16 protein-coding genes and 1 riboswitch are annotated in these 18,486 nt (G+C 75.2%); of the genes, 4 read left to right on the top strand and 12 right to left on the bottom strand.

The features are described from left to right. Window positions 1-9: 9 nt before the first annotated feature. From AB0B63_RS12560 to AB0B63_RS12515, 10 genes are all read right to left on the bottom strand, one after another. Window positions 10-669, bottom strand: a complete 660-nt coding sequence (locus AB0B63_RS12560) for a TOPRIM nucleotidyl transferase/hydrolase domain-containing protein (RefSeq protein ID WP_357017562.1) — start codon at window positions 667-669, stop codon at window positions 10-12. A gap of 193 nt (window positions 670-862) precedes the next feature. Next, window positions 863-1,480 (bottom strand): histidine phosphatase family protein, encoded by a 618-nt coding sequence (locus AB0B63_RS12555; protein WP_357017559.1) that lies wholly within the window; start codon window positions 1,478-1,480, stop codon window positions 863-865. Beyond that, on the bottom strand, window positions 1,477-2,307 hold the full coding sequence (locus AB0B63_RS12550) for a CbtA family protein (RefSeq protein ID WP_357017556.1): 831 nt from the start codon (window positions 2,305-2,307) through the stop codon (window positions 1,477-1,479). Before AB0B63_RS12550 ends, AB0B63_RS12555 begins: the two co-directional genes overlap by 4 nt. Beyond that, the gene (locus tag AB0B63_RS12545) at window positions 2,298-2,501 is read right to left on the bottom strand and encodes a CbtB-domain containing protein (protein ID WP_208566216.1); all 204 of its coding nucleotides are present in this window, start codon (window positions 2,499-2,501) and stop codon (window positions 2,298-2,300) included. The genes AB0B63_RS12550 and AB0B63_RS12545 overlap by 10 nt, the downstream gene beginning before the upstream one ends. A 60-nt stretch (window positions 2,502-2,561) precedes the next feature. Further along, window positions 2,562-2,630: riboswitch (cobalamin riboswitch) on the bottom strand. Between the two features lie 152 nt (window positions 2,631-2,782). Beyond that, window positions 2,783-4,264, bottom strand: coding sequence for a PepSY domain-containing protein (locus AB0B63_RS12540; RefSeq protein WP_357017553.1), 1,482 nt, complete (start codon window positions 4,262-4,264; stop codon window positions 2,783-2,785). A gap of 93 nt (window positions 4,265-4,357) precedes the next feature. Next, window positions 4,358-4,918 (bottom strand): copper resistance CopC family protein, encoded by a 561-nt coding sequence (locus tag AB0B63_RS12535; protein ID WP_357017550.1) that lies wholly within the window; start codon window positions 4,916-4,918, stop codon window positions 4,358-4,360. Window positions 4,919-4,937: 19 nt separating this feature from the next. After that, the gene (locus tag AB0B63_RS12530; protein ID WP_357017666.1) at window positions 4,938-6,149 is read right to left on the bottom strand and encodes a Dyp-type peroxidase; all 1,212 of its coding nucleotides are present in this window, start codon (window positions 6,147-6,149) and stop codon (window positions 4,938-4,940) included. Window positions 6,150-6,172: 23 nt separating this feature from the next. Then, on the bottom strand, window positions 6,173-6,826 hold the full coding sequence (locus tag AB0B63_RS12525) for a copper chaperone PCu(A)C (protein ID WP_357017547.1): 654 nt from the start codon (window positions 6,824-6,826) through the stop codon (window positions 6,173-6,175). A gap of 94 nt (window positions 6,827-6,920) precedes the next feature. Further along, window positions 6,921-7,700, bottom strand: a complete 780-nt coding sequence (locus tag AB0B63_RS12520; RefSeq protein ID WP_357017544.1) for a zf-HC2 domain-containing protein — start codon at window positions 7,698-7,700, stop codon at window positions 6,921-6,923. Window positions 7,701-7,766: 66 nt separating this feature from the next. Then, entirely contained in the window at window positions 7,767-8,336 is a 570-nt protein-coding gene (locus AB0B63_RS12515; protein WP_208566211.1) for a sigma-70 family RNA polymerase sigma factor, read from the bottom strand. Window positions 8,337-8,633: 297 nt separating this feature from the next. On the opposite strand from AB0B63_RS12515, the gene AB0B63_RS12510 reads away from it, so the two are divergent. Both AB0B63_RS12510 and pdxY read left to right on the top strand, forming a co-directional pair. Continuing rightward, entirely contained in the window at window positions 8,634-10,667 is a 2,034-nt protein-coding gene (locus tag AB0B63_RS12510; RefSeq protein WP_357017539.1) for a copper resistance protein CopC, read from the top strand. Window positions 10,668-10,860: 193 nt separating this feature from the next. Then, window positions 10,861-11,712 carry a pyridoxal kinase PdxY gene (gene pdxY / locus AB0B63_RS12505; protein WP_208566209.1) on the top strand — a complete coding sequence of 284 codons (852 nt, stop codon included), beginning with the start codon at window positions 10,861-10,863 and terminating at the stop codon, window positions 11,710-11,712. A 47-nt stretch (window positions 11,713-11,759) separates the two neighbouring features. Here the strand turns inward: pdxY and AB0B63_RS12500 are convergent, their stop codons facing one another. Then, on the bottom strand, window positions 11,760-12,245 hold the full coding sequence (locus AB0B63_RS12500) for a hypothetical protein (protein ID WP_208566208.1): 486 nt from the start codon (window positions 12,243-12,245) through the stop codon (window positions 11,760-11,762). Between the two features lie 200 nt (window positions 12,246-12,445). Here AB0B63_RS12500 and AB0B63_RS12495 point away from each other — a divergent pair, with 200 nt between their 5' ends. Continuing rightward, window positions 12,446-14,581, top strand: coding sequence for a hypothetical protein (locus AB0B63_RS12495; protein ID WP_357017535.1), 2,136 nt, complete (start codon window positions 12,446-12,448; stop codon window positions 14,579-14,581). On the opposite strand, the gene AB0B63_RS12490 is transcribed toward AB0B63_RS12495, so the two are convergent. Continuing rightward, window positions 14,527-16,665: a hypothetical protein gene (locus AB0B63_RS12490; protein WP_357017532.1), complete on the bottom strand. Its 2,139-nt coding sequence runs from the start codon at window positions 16,663-16,665 to the stop codon at window positions 14,527-14,529. The two genes, AB0B63_RS12495 and AB0B63_RS12490, sit on opposite strands and share 55 nt — an antisense overlap. A 282-nt stretch (window positions 16,666-16,947) precedes the next feature. Here AB0B63_RS12490 and AB0B63_RS12485 point away from each other — a divergent pair, with 282 nt between their 5' ends. Next, window positions 16,948-18,438 carry a S8 family serine peptidase gene (locus AB0B63_RS12485; protein ID WP_357017529.1) on the top strand — a complete coding sequence of 497 codons (1,491 nt, stop codon included), beginning with the start codon at window positions 16,948-16,950 and terminating at the stop codon, window positions 18,436-18,438. Window positions 18,439-18,486 lie beyond the last annotated feature (48 nt).

The following is an 18,486-nucleotide window of genomic DNA, read 5'->3' as shown; positions in this document are numbered from 1 at the left end:
TGGGCGACCCTACCCGCCGTCGGGGAGCACCCGGTCCAACGGTCGGGGGACGTGGTCCAGATCGAGGGCGTGCACCAGTGCGGCGGCGTACCTCGCCTTACGGCCGCTGGTGGTGCCCAGGAACCGGCGTAGCTGCCGCTGCACGGACCGACCGCGCTGGGCGGGCTGGTTCTGGAAGACCCGGAATCTGGGCAGGTCACCCTCGGTGTCGAGGACGTCCTCGACACCGGAGGGACCCAGCGCGCGGATCAGCTCGTCCTCCAGATCGGCGACGCAGACCGGGAAGCCGAGAGCCTCCATCGTGGTCCGGCTCAGGTCGACGCCGAGGCCGACCTGCTCCAGAGCGCGCCGGAACCACCCCTCCTCGGCCTCGTCGCAGAGACCCCGGACGGCCAGGCCGAGACCCGGCGGGCCGAGCAGCCGCAGGAACCGGCCGGCGCTCATCGCGCCCCCCATCGGCAGCACACAGACGCCCTCGTCGGTCAGGTCGCGGTCACGCCGCACGGCCAACGCCTCGACCGCGCTCCGGTCGCTGACCCCCTCGACGAGCACGACCGTGGCCACCCCGGCACCGGCCAGGCGGCGGGCGATCACCGCGGCCCCCGCCGCGTCCGCGCCGCCGGCCGCCCAGGCTCCGACGGCGGCGCGGAAACGGTCGGGCTCTCGCACGGGTGGCAGTCTCGCAACCACCGGCCGGGGCCGCCACCGGGATTCGACGGCGGTCGGCGGCCTGGCGGCACACCTCGACCGGGCGGTGGACCGGGCACCGGAAAGCGGCGGGGCCGTGGCGGCGGAGCAGTGGTGGGCGAGCCCTCGGCCGCGTGGTTCCCGGAACGTGTCCGGGCGACCGGCGACCTGCTGATCACCCGGTCGGCCCGCGCTCCGAACCCGGTCCGACCCGCGGCGCGGTGAACTGGAGCCGCCACCGGGAGCCGTGCCGGCTGAGCCGCACCACCGCCAGCGGGGCGACGTCCAGGCTGGGCAACACGGCCGTCGGAAGCTGCAACGCGTGCACGATCGCCACCCGGACCACCATCGGATGGGTCACCGCGGCGATCCGGACACCCGGGGCGAGCTGACCGTCGAGCCAGCCCCCGACCCGGTCGCGCAGTGCGGCGAGGGACTCCCCGCCGTGCGGTGCCACCTCGGGGCTCTCCCACCACTGCCGCAACGCCTCGGGCTCCCGCGCCCCCACGTCCGCCAGGCTCCGCCCGGCCCAGGCGGCGTAGTCGCAGTCCGCCAACGCGGCCTCGACCGTGGGACGCAGCCCGAGGGCGTACGCGGTCTGTGTCGCTGCCGCCGCCGGGCTGGTCAGGCAGAGGTCCACCCGGCCCAGGGGAGTGCGCCGGTCAGGGCCGACGAGGGCGAGAGCGGCCTGCCGGCCGCCCTCGTCCAGGTCGTCGTCACCCGCGCCGAACACCCCGCGCCGCAGGGCGCCGGTGTGCGCGTGGGCGACCAGCCGCAGGCTGGTCGCGCTCACGGGTGAGCCGGTGTGCCCTGACCGATCGCCGGCTCACCGGGGCGGTCGCCTGCGTGCCGCTCGCCTGCGTGCCGCTCGCTTCTCGGCCGTCCGCCGCCCCGACTCATCAGGGCGCTGAACAACAGGCCGATCGCGGTCCAGAGCACCACCTGGGTGCCGAGCGAGGCCAACCGGAAGTTCCACAGCAGGGTCGCCGGGAAGTCGTCCGGAACCTCCTGGAACGACGGCAGGACCACATAGCCGACGACGGCGACCAGGAGGAATCCGCCGACGCCCGCCCCGAACCGTTGCCAGACCGGCGCGTCGGCGCGCACCGACCGGTAGCCGAGGGTGCCCGCCCAGACCGCCACCAGGCCGAGGACCACCAGCGCCAGATAGGCGACGGTGCGCTGGTCGATGGTGTCGGGATCACCGACCGCCGGTGGATTGGCCGGGTACTTCCCGAACGGCACGAGCACCGCGCCGACCAGGGTGCCACCGGCGAGCAGCAGCACCGACCGGCCGTCGTCCGTGCTGCGCAGGCGACGGCGCAGCAGCACGTACGCCGTCGCCAACAGGCCGCCCATCGCGGTCCCGAACAGCCCGGTGGCCAGGAACAGGCCGGCCCGCTGCCCGCCCCGACCGACCAGGTCGTCCGCGTGGTGGTCGTCGGCCACCGGCCCGGTGTGGGTGGCCGACTCCTCGATCGCGATGGCCGCCTCGATGCGCGGCTCACCGACGAGATAGCCGAACGCCCCCGCGAGCAGGCCGGCGACGAGACCGGCGAGCAGACCGCGGAGCAGGACGGTGGCGAACGTGGGTGGACTGTGGGGTGTGGTCAGTGGCACGGGACACCGAGCAGGTGCCGCCCGTCGTGCATGAGTTCGTGCAGGTACATGCCGCTGCGCGAGATCGCGCCCTGATCGAAGGCGACCAGGTAGGTGAGCAGGAGGAGTACGCCGACGACGACCAGGGCCGTCCCCCACACGCGGGCCGACCCGACGGGCTGCACCAGCGACTGGGTGGGAGTGGAACTCGACATGGGACACGAACCTTCCCGGGGATGACGCGTCCCCATCGCAAGGCTGCGGACGACCGAGCGTCCTGGCTCGTGGCACCGTCATCGACGGAACCGCTCACAGTGGCGCGACCGCGCCGGAATCTCACCGGCTTACCTCGCGACGCCGCAGATAGTAGGTCGACCGTAACGGCGCGACCCCCGACTGGTCAATCGTCACCCTGACGAATGTGAGCCACCCCGGGCGGAAGCCCGACGGGTCGACGGTCCCGGCCGGCCGTCGCGCGACAACCGGCCGGGACCGGTCATCGACCGGCGGGTGCGGGTGACGTGGGGGTGGTGGTGCGCCGACGCCGTCGCGAGGTCGCGCCCAGGACGACGTCGACGATGAGGAAGGCCAGGAGGGTGAGCCCGAACAGGGGCAGCGCCCAGCCGATCGCCGCCGTCGACGGCACGCCGACGAGCAGGACCCACCGCGGTACGGCCCGCACGCCGCCCCGGGCCGGTGGGGTGCCGACGAGCGCGCGCCGGTCGGTGCGGGTGGGTCGCCGTTGCCACCACATGCGGTAGCCCCACACGATGACGCAGAGCAGCCCGAGCGCCAGCGCGGCGAGCAGGAGCTGGTTGACCGGGCCGAAGAGCACGCCCATGTGGGCCTGGATGCCGAGACCACTGAGCTGGGCCAGCAGCGGCCAGTCGGCGAAGTCGCTGCGGGCGGTGACGGTGGCCGTGGCGGGGTCGACGGCGACCCGGTCCTTCGCGACCGGCCAGGTGTTGTCGACCTGGGTGACCGTCCAGGCCGAGCCCGGCTCCGCAGCCGGGGCGATCTCGACCGGGCCGGCCAGCCCGGCCGTCCGGGCGGCGGTCAGCACCCGGTCGAAGGCGGCCGACTCGACCACCCCGCCCGCCCCGGACGCACCGTGGTGACCACCGCCGTCGGTGTCGGCCGGGTCGCTCGGCGTCGCGGTGAGGGCGGTGGACAGCAGCGGGGCGCGGGCGTCGAGGGAGTCGAGGCCGGCGCCGAAGTTCGCTCCGGCGTACCGGGACCAGGTCAACCCGGTCGCCGAGAGGAACAACAGGCCGACGGTGAGCCAGATCCCGAGGGTGGCATGCCAGCCCCGGGTCCGGCGGACCCCCCGGGCGGCGGACAGGTCCGGCACGAGCAGGTGCCGCACGGTGGCCCGGGAGGCCCGGCGGCGTCGCCACCACAGCACGACCCCTCCCAGCGCGATGATCCACAGCCAACTCGCGGCCAGCTCCGAGTAGTGCCGGCCGACCGCCCCGAGGTGCAGGTTGCGGTGCAGGTCGTCCAGCCAGGTGGTGGCCGGGGTGGACCCGAACCAGGTGGTCAGCTGCCCCTGCACCCGTGCCGTGTACGGGTCGACGTACACGGTGTGCTGCTTCTCCCCGTACTCCGGGGCCGCGAACACCACCCTCGTGGCCTGGTCACCCGTTCCCGGCTGCACCGAGGCGACACTGCCTTCGGGGTGTGCGTTGCGGGCCGCCCCGACCTGGTCGGCCACCGGCAGTGGCCGCTCACCCACCTCGGCCACTGTCGTCCGGTCGCCGTAGAGCACCCCGTCCACCTGCGGCGCGACGGTGTACGCCAACCCGGTCAGCGCGGCGACCACCAGGAACGGCGCGACCAGCACACCCGCGTAGAAGTGCAGCCGCAGCAGCAACGCGCCGAACGGTGAACCACCCCGGGTGGACCGGACGGGCGGGTCGGCGGGTGGGGCGGGTTCCGGCCTCGACGGGCCGGGCAACTCAGTGACAGACATACTCATCCGATCGAGATCGTCGGGAGGTACCGATGGTCGTCCCGTGCCTACGGGCGGATCAGCCCGCGTTCGTGGTGCCGGCGTCGCGCCGGCCCGCCCTCAGCGGCGTGTCGACCGGCGTCGTCGCCACCGGAGCGCGCCCGCCGCCACCGCCAGGGCGGCCACCGCGCCGCCGGCCACGCCCAGGACCGTGCCCCGACCGTCGTCGTCCCCGGCCGGGGCCGCGGCGGTGGCCGGGGCGGCCGACGCGGCCGACGCGGTGCTGGGGGCGACGGTGGGCGCGGCGGGGTCGGCCACGGTGAACGGGTACGACCCCTGCACCGGGTGCCCGTCGGCGGACACCACCCGGTACGCGACGGTGTACGTCCCGTTGGGCAGGGTGTCCGTCACGTGGACGGTGCTCTTCGTCCCGTCGACCACCGGATCGCCGGTGGGGACGCGTCGTTTCGTCCCGTCGGTGAGCACGATGGTGGTGAAGGCCGGGTCCAGCCGGGCCAGGAACTCGAGCGTGATCTCGGTGGGTGCGCGGGACAGGGTCGCCTCCCGAGCCGGTGAGGCCGAGGTGAGGCTGTTGTGTGCCCAGGCCGGCGTTGCGGCGACGAGGAGCACCAGCACGGCGGCCAGCAGCGCGGCGGCGAGCCGGCAGGTCGAGGTGATCATGACGCTCTACCGGGCCGGCTCATCCGAGCACCTGCTGACCGATCCAGCCGTCGGGCGGGCAGCCGGGCGGGACGGCGAACACGGCGGAGCCGATCGGGGTGGTCCATTCGTTGAGCAGGTCCCGGTCGGCGAGTCGTCGTTGGATCGGCAGGAACTGGGCGGTGATGTCGGCCTGGTAGGCGGCGAAGATCAGTCCACTGTCGGCGTGCCCCTGCGGGGTGGGTGTGCCGTCGTAGTTGTAGGGCCGGCGCAGGATCTTCAGCCGGTCGTCGGTGACGTGGGCCCGGGTGAGGTGGGAGAAGTCCGGGATGACGGTGAGGCCGTCGTCGCCGGTGGCGGCGAAGTCGGGTTCGTCGTGTTCGGCGGTGCCGGTGAGCGGGGCGCCGGTGTCGAGGCGGCGGCCGATGGCGAGTTCCCGGTCGGTGCGGCCGAGCAGGTCCCAGGTCTCCAGGTTCATGCTGATCCGGCGGACCACGAGGGTCGTGCTGTCCTTGAGCCAGGCCGGGCCGTCGGGCACCCACACGGCGGTGTCCGACGGCGGGCCGGGGCGGGGGTTGGCGGTGCCGTCGAGCTGACCGAACAGGTTGCGTTGGGTGTGGCCGGCCGGCTCGACACCGGGGCTGCGCCGGAAGCCCTGCTGCACCCAACGGACGGTGGCGAAGGGCCGGCTGTCCTTGATCAGCACCCGTTGGGCGTGGGCGACGGTGACCGCGTCGTCGGCGCAGATCTGCACCAGTAGGTCCCCACCGGACCAGGCCGGCTGGAGCCGGTCGACACGGAACGCCGGCAGGTCCACCACGGACGGCGGCCGGCGGTCGTCGACGCCCGCGGCCCGGTAGAGGCCGGGGCCGAAACCGAAGGTCACGGTGAGCCGGGCGGGCAGCAACCCGAGTTCCGCCTCGGTGTCGGCCAGCGCCGGCCGGCCCTGGGTGAGCCGGGCGGCGTCGTCGCTGAGCAGCCGCAGCAACCGGCCCAGCGCCGCCCGGTCGGTGCCCGGCCGCAGGGTGAACGCGACGAACGCACCGTGCGCCTGTGGCTCGGTGGTGACCCCGGCCTGCCGGGGACCGTGGAACGGCTCGACCAGCGCACCGACGGCCGCCACCGGGCTCGGCGCGGCCACCGCAGGCGGGCCACCGGCCTGGTCACCGGTAGCGGCGGCGACCACCGCCGCGCCGGCCACCGCGCCACCCGCGGCCACCGCCCCACCGGCGAGCAGACCCCGCCGGCTCACCGCCCGGGCGGGCGAGGTCGTGGTCACGACGCCGGACTCGTCGTCGGCTGCCCGCTCATGCTCGGCTGCCCGCTCATGCTCGGCTGCCCGCTCATGCTCGGCTGCCCGCTCATGCTCGGCATGGGAGCGCCGTGGCCGGGGGCGTAGCTCTCCTGCGCGCCGGTGAACGGCTTCGCCACGGCGGTGAACTGCTGGGTCCGACCATCGCCGAAGGTGAGGGTCACGGTGAGGGCGTCACCGGCCTGCACCGGCTGACGCAGGTCCATCAGCATCAGGTGATCACCGCCGGGCTCCAGGACATGGGTGCCCTTCGCCTTGATCACGATGCCACCCTCCTTCTGCCGCATGACCATCTTTCCGTCCTTCATGGTCATCTCGTGCAGCTCCATCGGCGACACCGACGTCGTGGCACCGGTCAGCGTCACGTCGGCGTCGCCGCCGTTGACCAGGGTCGCGAAGGCCGCCGTCATGCCCTTGTCGGCCGCCTTCACCCACGGGTCACGAATGTCGACCACCCCCGTGACCGCGCTCGCCGGGGCCGAAGCGCTCGACTGCGGAGCTGCGGCCCGATCGGCCGGGCCGCAGCCGGCGGTGCCGAGCGCCAGCAGCGCTGCGGCGGTGGTGGCGAGGACGACCGACGGGCGTCGATACGAGCCGAGTGGACGGGTGGGGCGCATGGGTTCTTCCTCCGTTGTGCCGGTGCTCTGTCCCGTTGGTCGGTCACCGGGCCCTGGAAGTTCCGGCCGGTCGGCATCGACGTTTCGTGGCCGGTCAGGCCGCCGACCGGTCGCGGATCCGCGCCGAACCGACGTGCGGCGGCACCAGGCGCAGGGGCGGCGTGGCGGTCGGTACGTCGTGCGCGGCCAGCCGCCACGCGGGACGGTCGCGCTGGTCGCGGCCCGCCGGCCCGTCGGGTCGCAGCCGGGGTCGGGACAGGGCGACCACGATCAGGTAACCGGTGAGCAGGAAACCGTGACTGACCAGCCGGGCCGGCTCCACCCGCCCGGTGACCAGGTCGTTGGCCGAGAGCAGCACCAGTGCCCCGACGAAGGCGCTCAGGGTCGGCAGGAGCCCGCTGGTCGGGGTGCGCCGGGCCGCGACGAACAGGAAACCCGCGCCGACGGCGATGTTCCAGGCGGCGGACTCGTGCCACAGGTGCCCGGAGGTCAGCGTGTCGAGCGCGCCGTGGGCGTGACCGGCAGCCGGGCCCCGCCCGACCTGGGCCAGTCCCAGCACCAGTTGCAGTGCGCCGATGAGGGCCAGCCCGGTGCGCAGGGCGAACACGAGCCGGTCGCGGAGCCGGCGGGGTGCGGGGAGCGCGGCCAGGACGGCGTCGGTGAGATCGGGGCCGGGCACCACCCGACGCCGCCGGCCGTGGGCGGGGGCGGAGAGGACCAGTCGGGACCGTCTGGTCACCGTCGCGGCCTGGTCACACCAGTCCCGGCAGCCCGTGCATCCGTCCAGGTGGGCGTCGACCGCGATCCGCTCGGCGGGGGTCTCCTCGCCGTCCAGCTGCGCCGACAGGATCTCACGCCACTGCTCACACCCCATGTACCGGTAGTCGGACCGGGGGGCCTGCTGGTTCCCGTGGACCGTGGTCGCGACCCAGGTCAGCGGTCAGCCGGCGGCGCTTCCGGGCCGGCGGCGGATCGAGCGGGGGTTGCCCTCGACCAGCACGACGAGATCCTCCCGGGCCCGGGCGACCCGGGACCGGATCGTGCCGACCGGACAGCCGCACACCTCGGCCGCCTCGGCGTAGGACAGACCGAGGACCTGGGTGGCGACGAACGCCTCCCGACGGTCGGCGGGCAGGGCCAACAGCAGGTCGTTGAGGACCACCTCGCCGTCGAAGCCGCTGCCCCGGGTGTCCGGGGTGTCGTGCCACTCGGACAACGGCACGGTGCGCGGGCGCGACGTGGCGGCCCGTACGTGGTCGACGGCGGTGCGCCGGGCGATGCCGAGCAGCCAGGTCCGGGCCGACGACCGGGCGGCGAACGACGGCAGCGACCGCATCGCCCGCAGGTACGTCTCCTGGGTGAGGTCGTCGGCCTCGGCCGGACTGATCAGGTGGGCGACGAACCGTCGTACGTGCTGCTGGGTGGCCCGGATGAACCGGGCTGCTGCCTCCCGGTCACCCCGACCCGCGGCCAGCGCCCACGCGGTGACCTCCGCGTCGTCGTCGCTCACCTGCTACCTCCGTGTCCGGTCGCGCACGCCCGCCAACCGTAACGACGGGGTGTAGTAGGTCTCGGGTGAGCGTACGGCACACCCGGCGTCACCTTCGCCCACTGGTACGGACGGAAGCCGGCAACGGATCACCTCGTCCTTACCCGGTGGCGCGGTCCCGCGTCGGGCGGTGCCGTCGCCGCGGCGAGTTTTGATCATCCGGGGTCGGGATTGGGACGTCCTGGCCAAAACTTTTGCCATCTGCGTAAAAAGTTGGTGAACTCTTGATCGAAGTCCACTCTTCGTGAGGATGATCCGATGCGCTGTCCCCCTCCAGCCACCGGGCCCACCGGGCGTGCCCTCGCGGGCCTCCTCGCGTTCGTGCTCGCCTCGGCGGTCGTCCTGCTCCCCACCGCCCGGCCGGCCCAGGCACACGGCACGCTGGCGATGTCCACCCCGGCGGCCGACGCCACGGTGAGCGAGGCGCTGACGGAGGTGGAGCTGTACTTCACCGAGCAGGTCGCCGCCAACGCCTACTTCACCGTCACCGGCCCCGGGGGTGGTCGGGTCGACAACGGCTGGCGGCAGGGCTCACCCCGGCCCCTGGACAAGCCGGTCCGGGAGTACCTGCTGGTCGACGGCAAGTTCGAGCCGAAGGAGTACAGCACGGGTTTCCCGGCGGTGGTGACCCTGGCCCACCTGCCGGCGGCGGGGCAGTACGCGGTGAGCTACCTGTCGGTGGCCTCGGACGGCGAGCCGGTGCGGGGCACCATGAGTTTCCGGTACACCGGGCGGGCGACGGCCGCCCCGCAGGGCTGGCGGCCACCGGTCGACCAGCCGGACCCGGCGTTGGTGGCCGCCGCCGAGCAGCACGCCACCTCCGGCCACACCGGCGGCGCGGCTCCGGGCGGGCCGGCCTCCGCGGTCCCGCCGGCCCCCTCGACGGCCGCGACCGCCGTGGCCCCGCCGGCCGCCGCCACCCCCGGCAGCGACGAGAACGACCTCGGGTGGCTGGCCTGGGCCGGCGGTGCGGTGCTGGTCGTGGCGGCGGTCGGCTTCGCGGCCTGGCGGCGTCGCCCGGTCCCGGCCGCCCGGCCCGCCGGCCGCGCCGGTGGCCGGCCCCGCAGCCGGGGGTCGGTCGCCCGGTCCGCCGCCGGGGCCCGCCCGACCCGGTCGACGACGGCGCGCGGTCGCCGGGGGGCGAACCGTCCCGCCGCCCCGCGCGCGGGGGTCACCGAGCCGGTGCCGGCACCCACCGCCACCGAGGTGGCACCGACCAAGGCCGCCCCCGCCACCAAGGCCGCATCAGGCGTCAAGGCGGCAGCAGGCACCAGGGGAGCCGCAGCCAGCACGGTCGCGCCCGCCACCGGGGCGGTACCCACCACGGCCGAGGCGGGACCCGCCGTGGCCGGGACGGCAGCGGAACGGGGCACCCGGCTGGGCAACACCGGCCTCGCGCTGCTCGTCGGAGGGCTGGTGGTCGCACTGCTGGCCGGGTTCGGGCTCGGCCGGCTCGGCTCCGGCACCCGGCCCGCCGACCGCAGCGCGACAGCGCCGCCGGTCACCGGGGCGGCGCTGTCGGCGGGGGACGGGCACCAGCACGGACCCGGCACCGGAGCGCACACCCATCCCGGTGACGGCGCGACACAGGCGCAGGTGACCGGGTTGTCGGTGAACTCCGGCGGCTACACCGTGCAGCCGCAGGCCAGGACCCAACCAGCGGGGGTACGCACGGACTACCGGTTCCGGATCGTCGGTGCCGACGGTCAGCCGGCGACCCGCTTCGCGGTCGTCCACGACAAGCAACTGCACCTGGTCGTGGTGGGCCGCGACCTGAGCGGCTACCAGCACCTGCATCCCACCATGGCGGCGGACGGCACCTGGACGGTCCCGCTGACGCTGGCCCGACCCGGCGGCTACCGCATCTACGCCGACTTCTCGGTGACCGGCGTCGACGGCAAAACGGTGCCGCTGGTGCTGGGCGTCGACCACCAGGTGCCCGGCGCGCACACTCCGGCCCCGCTGCCGCCCGCCGCGCAGCAGTCGACGGCCGGCCCGTTCACGGTGACCATGACCGGTACGCCGACGGTGGGCGTGACGGTGCCGCTGTCCTTCCGGCCCGACGGGGTCGAGCCGTCCCGACTGGAGCGCTACCTGGGGGCGTACGGGCACCTGGTCGTGGTGCGGGAGGGTGACCTGGGCTACGTGCACGTCCACCCCGAGCCGGAGCTGGTGGACGGGACGGTCCGGTTCTGGCTGACCGCCCCGAGCACCGGCCGGTACCGCGCGTTCTTCGACTTCCAGGTCGACGGTCAGGTGCACACCGCGCAGTACACCCTCGACCTGGGCTGAGCGCCGGCCCCGGCGACCGGTCCCCGGGATTGCCGACCCGGCGGGTTGTCCCGGCAGCCGGGCCCACAGGCGTCAGCCGGCCGGGCTGTCCGGCGGGGGCCGGCAGCCCGGCGGGGGTGAACCGGTGGGCCCGGCCGGGGCGAATCGGAGGGCCCGTACCCGGGGTGTCGGTGGCAGCGGCCATGATGGGCCGGTGAAGATCCTGTCCATCCAGTCCTCGGTCGCCTACGGTCACGTCGGCAACTCGGCGGCCGTGTTCCCCCTCCAGCGCCTCGGGCACGAGGTCTGGCCGGTGCTCACCGTGCACTTCTCCAACCACACCGGCTACGGTGCGTGGCGCGGGCCGCTGCTGGCCCCGGCCGACGTGGCGGAGGTGATCGAGGGCATCGCCGACCGTGGGGTGCTCGGCACCGCCGACGCGGTGCTGTCGGGCTACCAGGGCGACCCGGCGATGGGCGCGGTGATCCTCGACGCGGCCGACCGGGTCCGGGCCGCCAACCCGGACGCGGTGTACTGCTGCGACCCGGTGATGGGCGACACCGGCCGCGGGATGTTCGTCCGGCCGGGCATCCCGGAGTACCTGCGCGACGTGGTGGTCCCGCGGGCCGACATCATCACCCCGAACCACTTCGAGTTGGACTTCCTCGCCGGCCGGACGACCACCTCGCTGACCGCCGTGCTGGACGCCGTCGACGTGGTCCGCGCCACCGGCCCCCGCGACGTCCTGGTCACCAGCGTGCTGCACGACGACGTGCCGGCCGGCTCGCTGGAGGTCGTGGCGGTCTCGGACGAGGGTGCCTGGGCGGTGACCACGCCGCTGCTGCCGATCAGCCCCAACGGCGGCGGCGACGTCACCGCCGCGCTCTACCTGGCCCACCTGCGCACCACGGGCTCACCGGCGATCGCCCTGGAACGGACCATCGCCTCGGTCTTCACCGTGCTGGAGCGCACCCTCGCGGCGGGCACCCGGGAGATCCAGCTGGTCGCGGCCCAGGACGCCATCGCCGACCCGCCGACCAGGTTCGTCGCGCGCCGGCTGCGCTGACCCCGGTACGGGCTGCGACCCCGTACCGGCCCCAGCCGGCGCGACGGTCAGGGCGACGTGGAGAACGCCGCGACGAGGCCGAAGCCACCGCAGCAGAGCACCCCCAGCACGGCCAGCGTGACGAGCAGGATGCTGTAGTTCGACCACATGCCGAACTTCGTCACGTCGGTGCCCTGCCCGTCGTGGACCCGGTTGCGCCAGCCGCCGAAGCGGAACGACAACGGGTACACCACCCCCGGCTGGGTGACCAGCGCGGTGGTGATGACGGGGATGCCCATGAAGTCGGTGTAGCGGACGTCGTGCGGCCCGGCCGGGACGGCCACGTACCAGGTGCCCTCGCCCGGGATCGCCACCAACCGGCCGTCGACCTTGAACCGGCTCGTGGAGGGGGCGGGCACCAGGTACGGCCCCCGGTTGACCGAGACGGTCAGCACCGCGTGCCCCGGGGGCGGCGGGATCGGGTGGGGGTAGGCGATCATCGGCGTGACGCCGCCGGGCGCGGCCGGGTACGACGGCTGAGGGGGATACGACACCGCCACATCCTGGCACGGCCCCCGGACCACGTCCGCGCGGGCGGCGTACCACCGGTGGAAGTGGGATGGTCCGGCGGCCCGTCCGTCCCGGCGCGCAGGCCGATCGCTCTCCGGTTGAACCGTCGGCACCCCGGTTCGTAGAAGGGGACCGGGACGGGAGGATGTCGGTGGGACCAAGGGTGTGGAGAGCGATGGTGGGGATGCGGCGAGCCTTTGTCACGGTGCTGCTGGTCGGGATCGTGCTGGTCGTTCCGGCGGGGCCGGTACGTGCGGTGCCCGCCGAGACCGGCCGGTACTACGTGGTCGGGCCACCCGTCGACGGTCAGCGGGAGTACCTCTACGCCATCGCGCTGCGTACCCTCGGCAACGGTAACCGGTTCCGGGAGATCGTCGAGCTGAACGCGGGGCGGGCCCAACCGGACGGCGAGACGTTCACCGACGGTGTGGTCCTGCGCCCCGGTTGGCAGCTCGTGTTGCCCCGGGACGCGAAGGGCCAGGGGGTACGGATCGGACGACTGCCGCAGCTCGGCCCGTCCGCCCCGCGTCCGCCGGCTCCGAGCGCCCCGGCCACGACCCCGGCGCGTCCCAGCCCGACCCCACGGGCGACGACGTCCGCTGCGCCCCGGCCCGCCACCACCCCGGCGCAGGCGGGCACCCGGGCGGTCGCCCGACCCCCCGACGGCCCGGCGGCGGCCGGCCCGCTGAGCCCGCTGCTGATCCGGGGTACCGCCGGGCTGCTGGCGGTCTTCTTCGCGGCGGTGGCGGTGATGCTGCTGCGGCGGGGCGGGAGCCGCCGGGTGGTGCTGGAGGACGACGGGCCGTGGCCGCCGCAGCGGCACCACACCCCGACCCCCGCCGAACTCGCGGCCGGCCCGGCGGTCGGCGACGTGGACACCCCACCACCGCCTCCGACCAGTGGGCCGGCCCCGGCTACGGCACCCCGGGCGGCTCCGGTGGCCGCAGCGCCCCGGCCAGCTCCGGTGGCCGTGGCGCCCCGACCGACCCCGCCGCTGCCACCGCCGGTCACCCGGCCGATCCCACCGCCGCCCGTCACCCGGCCGGCCCCACCATCCCCGGTCGCCGGGCCGCTCCCGCCGGCACCGCCCTTCGCCCCCCAGCCGCCCCCCGCCCCCCAGCCGTCACCGCTCCCACCGGCACCGTCATCCCCGGCCCCGCCGGTACCGTCACCAGCGTCCCCACCGACCCTGGCGGTCCCGGCACCGTCATCCCCGGCCCCGGCCCCGCCAGCACCGTCACTAGCGTCCCCACCGACCCTGGCGGTCCCGGCACCGTCACCGGCCACCGCGTCACCGACACCGTCGCTGCCGATCCAGCCACCGATCCCGGCGTCACCGGCCCCGGCGTCATCAGCCGTGGCGTCACCGGCCCGGACGTCGCCCCCGCAGCGCCCGGTCCCGGTACCGGCCACGGCTCCGCCGGTGCCATCGGAGCCGACAGCGCAGCGTGCGCCCGGCACCGGCGCTGCGGAGCCCCCAGGGGCCACACCTCCCGCCGCACCGGCACTCCCGGTTCCGGCGCTGCCGGCGAAGCCGGTCTGGCCGCCCCGGTCACCGCAGTCGGCACCGCCCCGGCCGACCCCGGTGGACCTGGCGACGGTCGAGGCGTCGGAGCCGTCGGGTGCGTCGGAGCCATCAGGGCTTCCGGAGCCGTCGGGTGCGCCGGCCCCGGCCCGTCCGGTCACCGGCACGCCGGTCGCCCCGCCTGCCGTACCCGAGCTGCCCCGGCCGACGGTGCCGGGCGGCAACGAGGTCCCCTACCTCAGCACCGAGCTGGAAACCGAACTCGGGCCGATCCAGGTCCGGTTGGTCGGGGTGGCGGCGGGCCGGGGTGCGCCCCCCTACGCCTGGCTCGGCCCGGACGAGGCCGCGCCGCCGGCGACCCTGCCGCTGGTGCTGGGGCACCGGGGACCCTGGCGGCTGCACGTCGACCTGGGCCGGGCACCCGACGTGCTCACCCTCGTCGGCGGGACCGACGACTGCCGAGACACCGCAGCCCTCTTCGCCCGCCGGCTACGGTCCGCCGGGATCGGGGTGGCCACGGTGGGTGGGGTGCTCGGTGCGCAGGCCCCGGAGGGCTGCCGTGCGCTGCCCGGGTTACCGGCGGCCCCCGCTCCCGACGTGGACCCCGCCCCGCCGTACGTGGTGTTCACGCCCGGTCTGGCGGGTGCGGAACTGGCCGGGGCGCGTCGACTCGCCACGGAGAGCGGGGGACGGTGCGTACCGGTGGTGATCGGGCCGGTGCCCGCCGGTCGGTGGTCGGTTCAGGTGGCGTCGACCGGCGGCGGGTCGACCACCCGGGCCGGTACGGCGGACTGAAGGCCGGCGACGACGGACGGCAGCGGGCCGGGGGTGAGATCCCCGATCCGTTGCCACCCGCCGCCCTGCGCACGGTAGGCGCGCTGCACCACGATCCGGTCGTACGACCGGCTGCCGAGGACCAGCGCCACCCCCGCGTGGTGCAGCCGCGCGACCCTGGTCCGGGCCAGGGGCAACCCGGTCAGCGCGGTGTGGGTGGCGTCGACGTCGACGGTGCGGCCGGCCGGCACCCGGACCTCCACCAGCAACCGGCCCGGCCGGGCCACGGGCCGCTGTTGGTGCAACGGCAACCAGCCCCGGGGCAGCCCCCGTGACCTGGCCGGCAGCAGGGCGTACGCCGTCCGGGTGCCGAATCCGGGCCAGCGGCGGACGTCGTGGGGTAGCCCGGCGACCGAGCGGCTGGTGGGCGCGGGCCGGATCCGCAGTGGTTCGCCGTCGGCGTCCACGGTGGGCAGCAGCCGGCCGTGCCCGTCGGACCGGAACCCGCCCACCAGCCGGACCCGGTCCAGCCGGGCGGCCGGCAGCAGGTAGGTGTCGGGGCTGCCCAGGACGTACTTGAACCGCGCCGGGACGTGGGTACGCAGCACCGCCATGGCGACGGCGCCGCCGGGGCCGATCCGGACCCGCAGCAGGTCGCTGCCGGCCGGGGCCGACCGGGGATCGAGGAAAGCGGCCAGGAACAACTCGACGCTCGGCACACCGTCGGTGACGGCGCGGGCCGGATCACCCTCGGCGAGGACGAACGCCTCGAACGCCTCGGCGTTGACCTGCTGGCCCCGCCGCAACCAGGGTGGACCGTAGTCCGCGGCCCGGCGGTTGTCGGTGACGAGTGCGGGGCGGGGCAGGGCCACGGCCGGCTGCTCCGCCGCGGACCCGACGGTGGTGCCGGCCGGTGCCGGGGCGGGTGCGGTGGCGGGGGTCGAGGGCGCGGGACGGTCCGCCGTCGGGCCCCCGGTGTCGACGCCGTCGGGTTCGCCGGCCCGGTCCGCCGGCGGACGGTCGGACACCGGGGTGGTGTCGACGGTCCCGCCGGTGGCCGACGCCACCACGATCCGCTGCCGGTCCAGCCGGGACACCAGCAGCCCGTCGGGGGTCGCGTCGAGGGTGGCCGGCCCGTCGGCGTACCTCGGTCGGTGGGCCTGCCAGGCGGCGATCGCGCCGGCCGGGTCGAAGGAGCGCAGGTCACGGCGGTCGTCGATCAGCTCGGCCCGACCACCGGGGGGTGGGGTCCAGACGGTGGCACCGGTCGTCTCGGCCAGCTCGACGACCTGGGTGACGAGCCGGGCCTGTTCGTCGGCGTCGGACGGCCAGGTCAGCCAGAGCCGCAGGTCCGCGCCGTAGAGCGGGAGGTCGCCGAGGACCGCGGCGAGCTGCCCGCCGCTGTGCACGTCCTGGGTGCCGCTGTAGTTGCCGACCAGGAAACCCCCGGACCGGGCCGTGACGGCCACGGTGACCACCCCGGTCGACGCGCCCAGCCGGTGCGCGGTGGCCCGTCTGGTGACGAAGTCGGCCCGGGTGGCAAGGGCGAGACCGTCCGGCAGCGGCAGGCCCACCACCCCGGTACGGGGGCGGACCAGACCGTCGTCCACCGCGAACCAGCCGGGCAGCGAGGTGGCGAGATCCGGTGGTTGGAGCACGAGCCAGTCCATCGGCTGGCGGGTCACCCGGTCCAGCGGCACCGCGTCCAGCGGCCCGCCGTCGGTGGTCGACCGGGTTGCCGGGCCGGTCGTGCGCTCCGTGGCGTGCCGGATGTCGGACCCGTCCGGGCTGACCAGCACGTCGTGGCCGAGCAGGCCGGCCACCTCGGTGAACAGTTCGACGTGCCGGGCTCCGTCGTCGGCGAGGATCCGCACGTCCTGTGCCGCGTCCGCGCCGTGCCGGACCAGGGTGGCCACGGCCCGGGCGTCGAGCGGTCGACCGGGGTCGGTGGGCACCACCAGCCGTCCGCCCGCCCCGGGTGCCAACCACAGGTCGAACAGCCCGGCGATGCGGCGGTGTCGGCGGGGGTCGAAACGACGGGTGGCCGGCACCCGGTCGAAGCCGTTGCCGCCCGTCGGCCCTGCCGTACGCCCAAGCCCGTTCACCGCCGCCCCACCTTCGTCTCCACCGGGCCTGACGGCCCGGTCCCCTCGGTCGTCGTCGCCACCGTCGGCGGTGGACCGTCGGCTGCCCACCGGTCATCCGCTCCCATCGGGGGGACGGCCCGAGGAGATCTTCCCGTCATCGTCGGCCGGTACTCTCGGCAGACCTCATGACGAGGATCATGGAAATCTGGTTCAGATTGATTTGAACGAACTCGCCGCTGATCCGCAATAGACGGTGAAGGCCGGTGACGCTCGGCCATGGTGACTGAAGGGGGACACCCAGTGCTGGCGAAGCGCTCGATCCTTGCCCGCCTGCTCGCGGTGGCGATGGCTGGCTGCGTGCTCATGGCGCTGACCGGGCCGGCTGTGGCGAAGGCCACCAACGATCCGCAGCCCTACGTGAAGTTCTACGTGGTCGCGGCGCAGTACCAGGGCCAGCCGGAGAGCCTGACGGCGATCGCACGGCGGTTCCTCGGCAGCGGTGAGCGGTCCGCGGAGATCTACCACCTGAACACGGGACGGGTGCAGCCGGACGGGTCCCGGCTGACCGACCCGGGCCGGTTGAAGGCCGGCTGGCAGTTGGTGCTGCCGTGGGACGCGGCCGGTGAGGGGGTGACGTACGGCCAGCTCCCGGTGGGGAAGCGGCCCACCCCGACGGCCCGGCCCTCCGGCGCGGCCGGTCCCACACCCGGCGCCGCCAGCCCGACCCCGCCCCCGACGCCGAGCCCGAGCCGTACGGGCGCCAGCCCCCGCCCCGGGGGTGCCGGCCCGAAGTGCACCGCCACGACCGGGTCGAGCAGCCGTTCGGACTGGGCGCAGCTGCGGATGGCCGCCGACAGCGCCTGGACCCTGACCCGGGGCAACGGGGTCAAGGTGGCGGTGGTCGACAGCGGTGTCGACGCGAGCGTGCAGCAGCTCAGCGGCCGGGTCGCGGTCGGCGCGGACGTCACGGTCGGCAACGGGCGTGGGGACACCGACTGCCTGGGCAGCGGCACCGCGATGGCGGGCATCATCGCCGGTGACAGCAGTGTCGACGGTAGCCCGGTCGGCATCGCCCCGGACGCCACCATCCTGCCCGTGCGGGTGGTACGCGGGTCGGGTGCCGCCCGGGCGGCCGACGCGGCGAACGCCATCGAGGTGGCGGTCAGCGCCGGTGCTTCGGTCGTCGCGGTCGGCTCGCACGTCGACCTCGGTGACCCGGCGGTGGCGTCCTCCGTGGCCACCGCCCTCGACCACGACGTCCTGCTGGTGGCCGGTGCGCCGACCAAGGCGGTGACGCCGCCGTCCCCGGCCGGCCGGTCCGGAGGTGGGGCGCTGCTGTTCACCGGCGGGGTCGGGGCCGGTGACCAGCTCGCCGAGCAGTACGTGGCGGGCGCGGTCGAGGTGGTCGCGCCCGGGGTGGACGTGGCGAGCCTCGGCGTCGGCGGCGGCCGGGCGGTCAGCAACACCGGCACCGAGTTCGCCGTGGCGTTCGTGGCCGGGCAGGCGGCGCTGATCCGGGCGGCCCAGCCCGACCTGACCGCCGCGCAGGTCAAGGAGCGGATCCGCGGCACCGCCGACGCGATCGGCACGGCCCCCGACGCCAAGTACGGCTCCGGCATGATCAACCCGGCTGCCTCGGTGTCGGTGGCGGTGGACGACCGCAACCAGGTGGCCAGCCAGCAGCAGGGCAGCACCGGCGCGGCGCTGGCCGTCATCCTCGGCATCGCGTTGCTCTGCGGCGCCGGCGTGGTCTTCGGGCTGCGCCTGCGTCGCCGCCGGTTCGCCGGCTGAGCCGACACCGGGCGGCCCGACGCCGGTCGGTCGACGTCCGACCGGCCG

It is taken from the genome of Micromonospora sp. NPDC049081, assembly GCF_040648835.1.
Classification (GTDB): domain Bacteria; phylum Actinomycetota; class Actinomycetes; order Mycobacteriales; family Micromonosporaceae; genus Micromonospora; species Micromonospora antibiotica.
The sequence above is the reverse complement of the archived record's forward strand: the minus strand, read 5'-3'. Positions and strand labels throughout refer to the sequence as shown.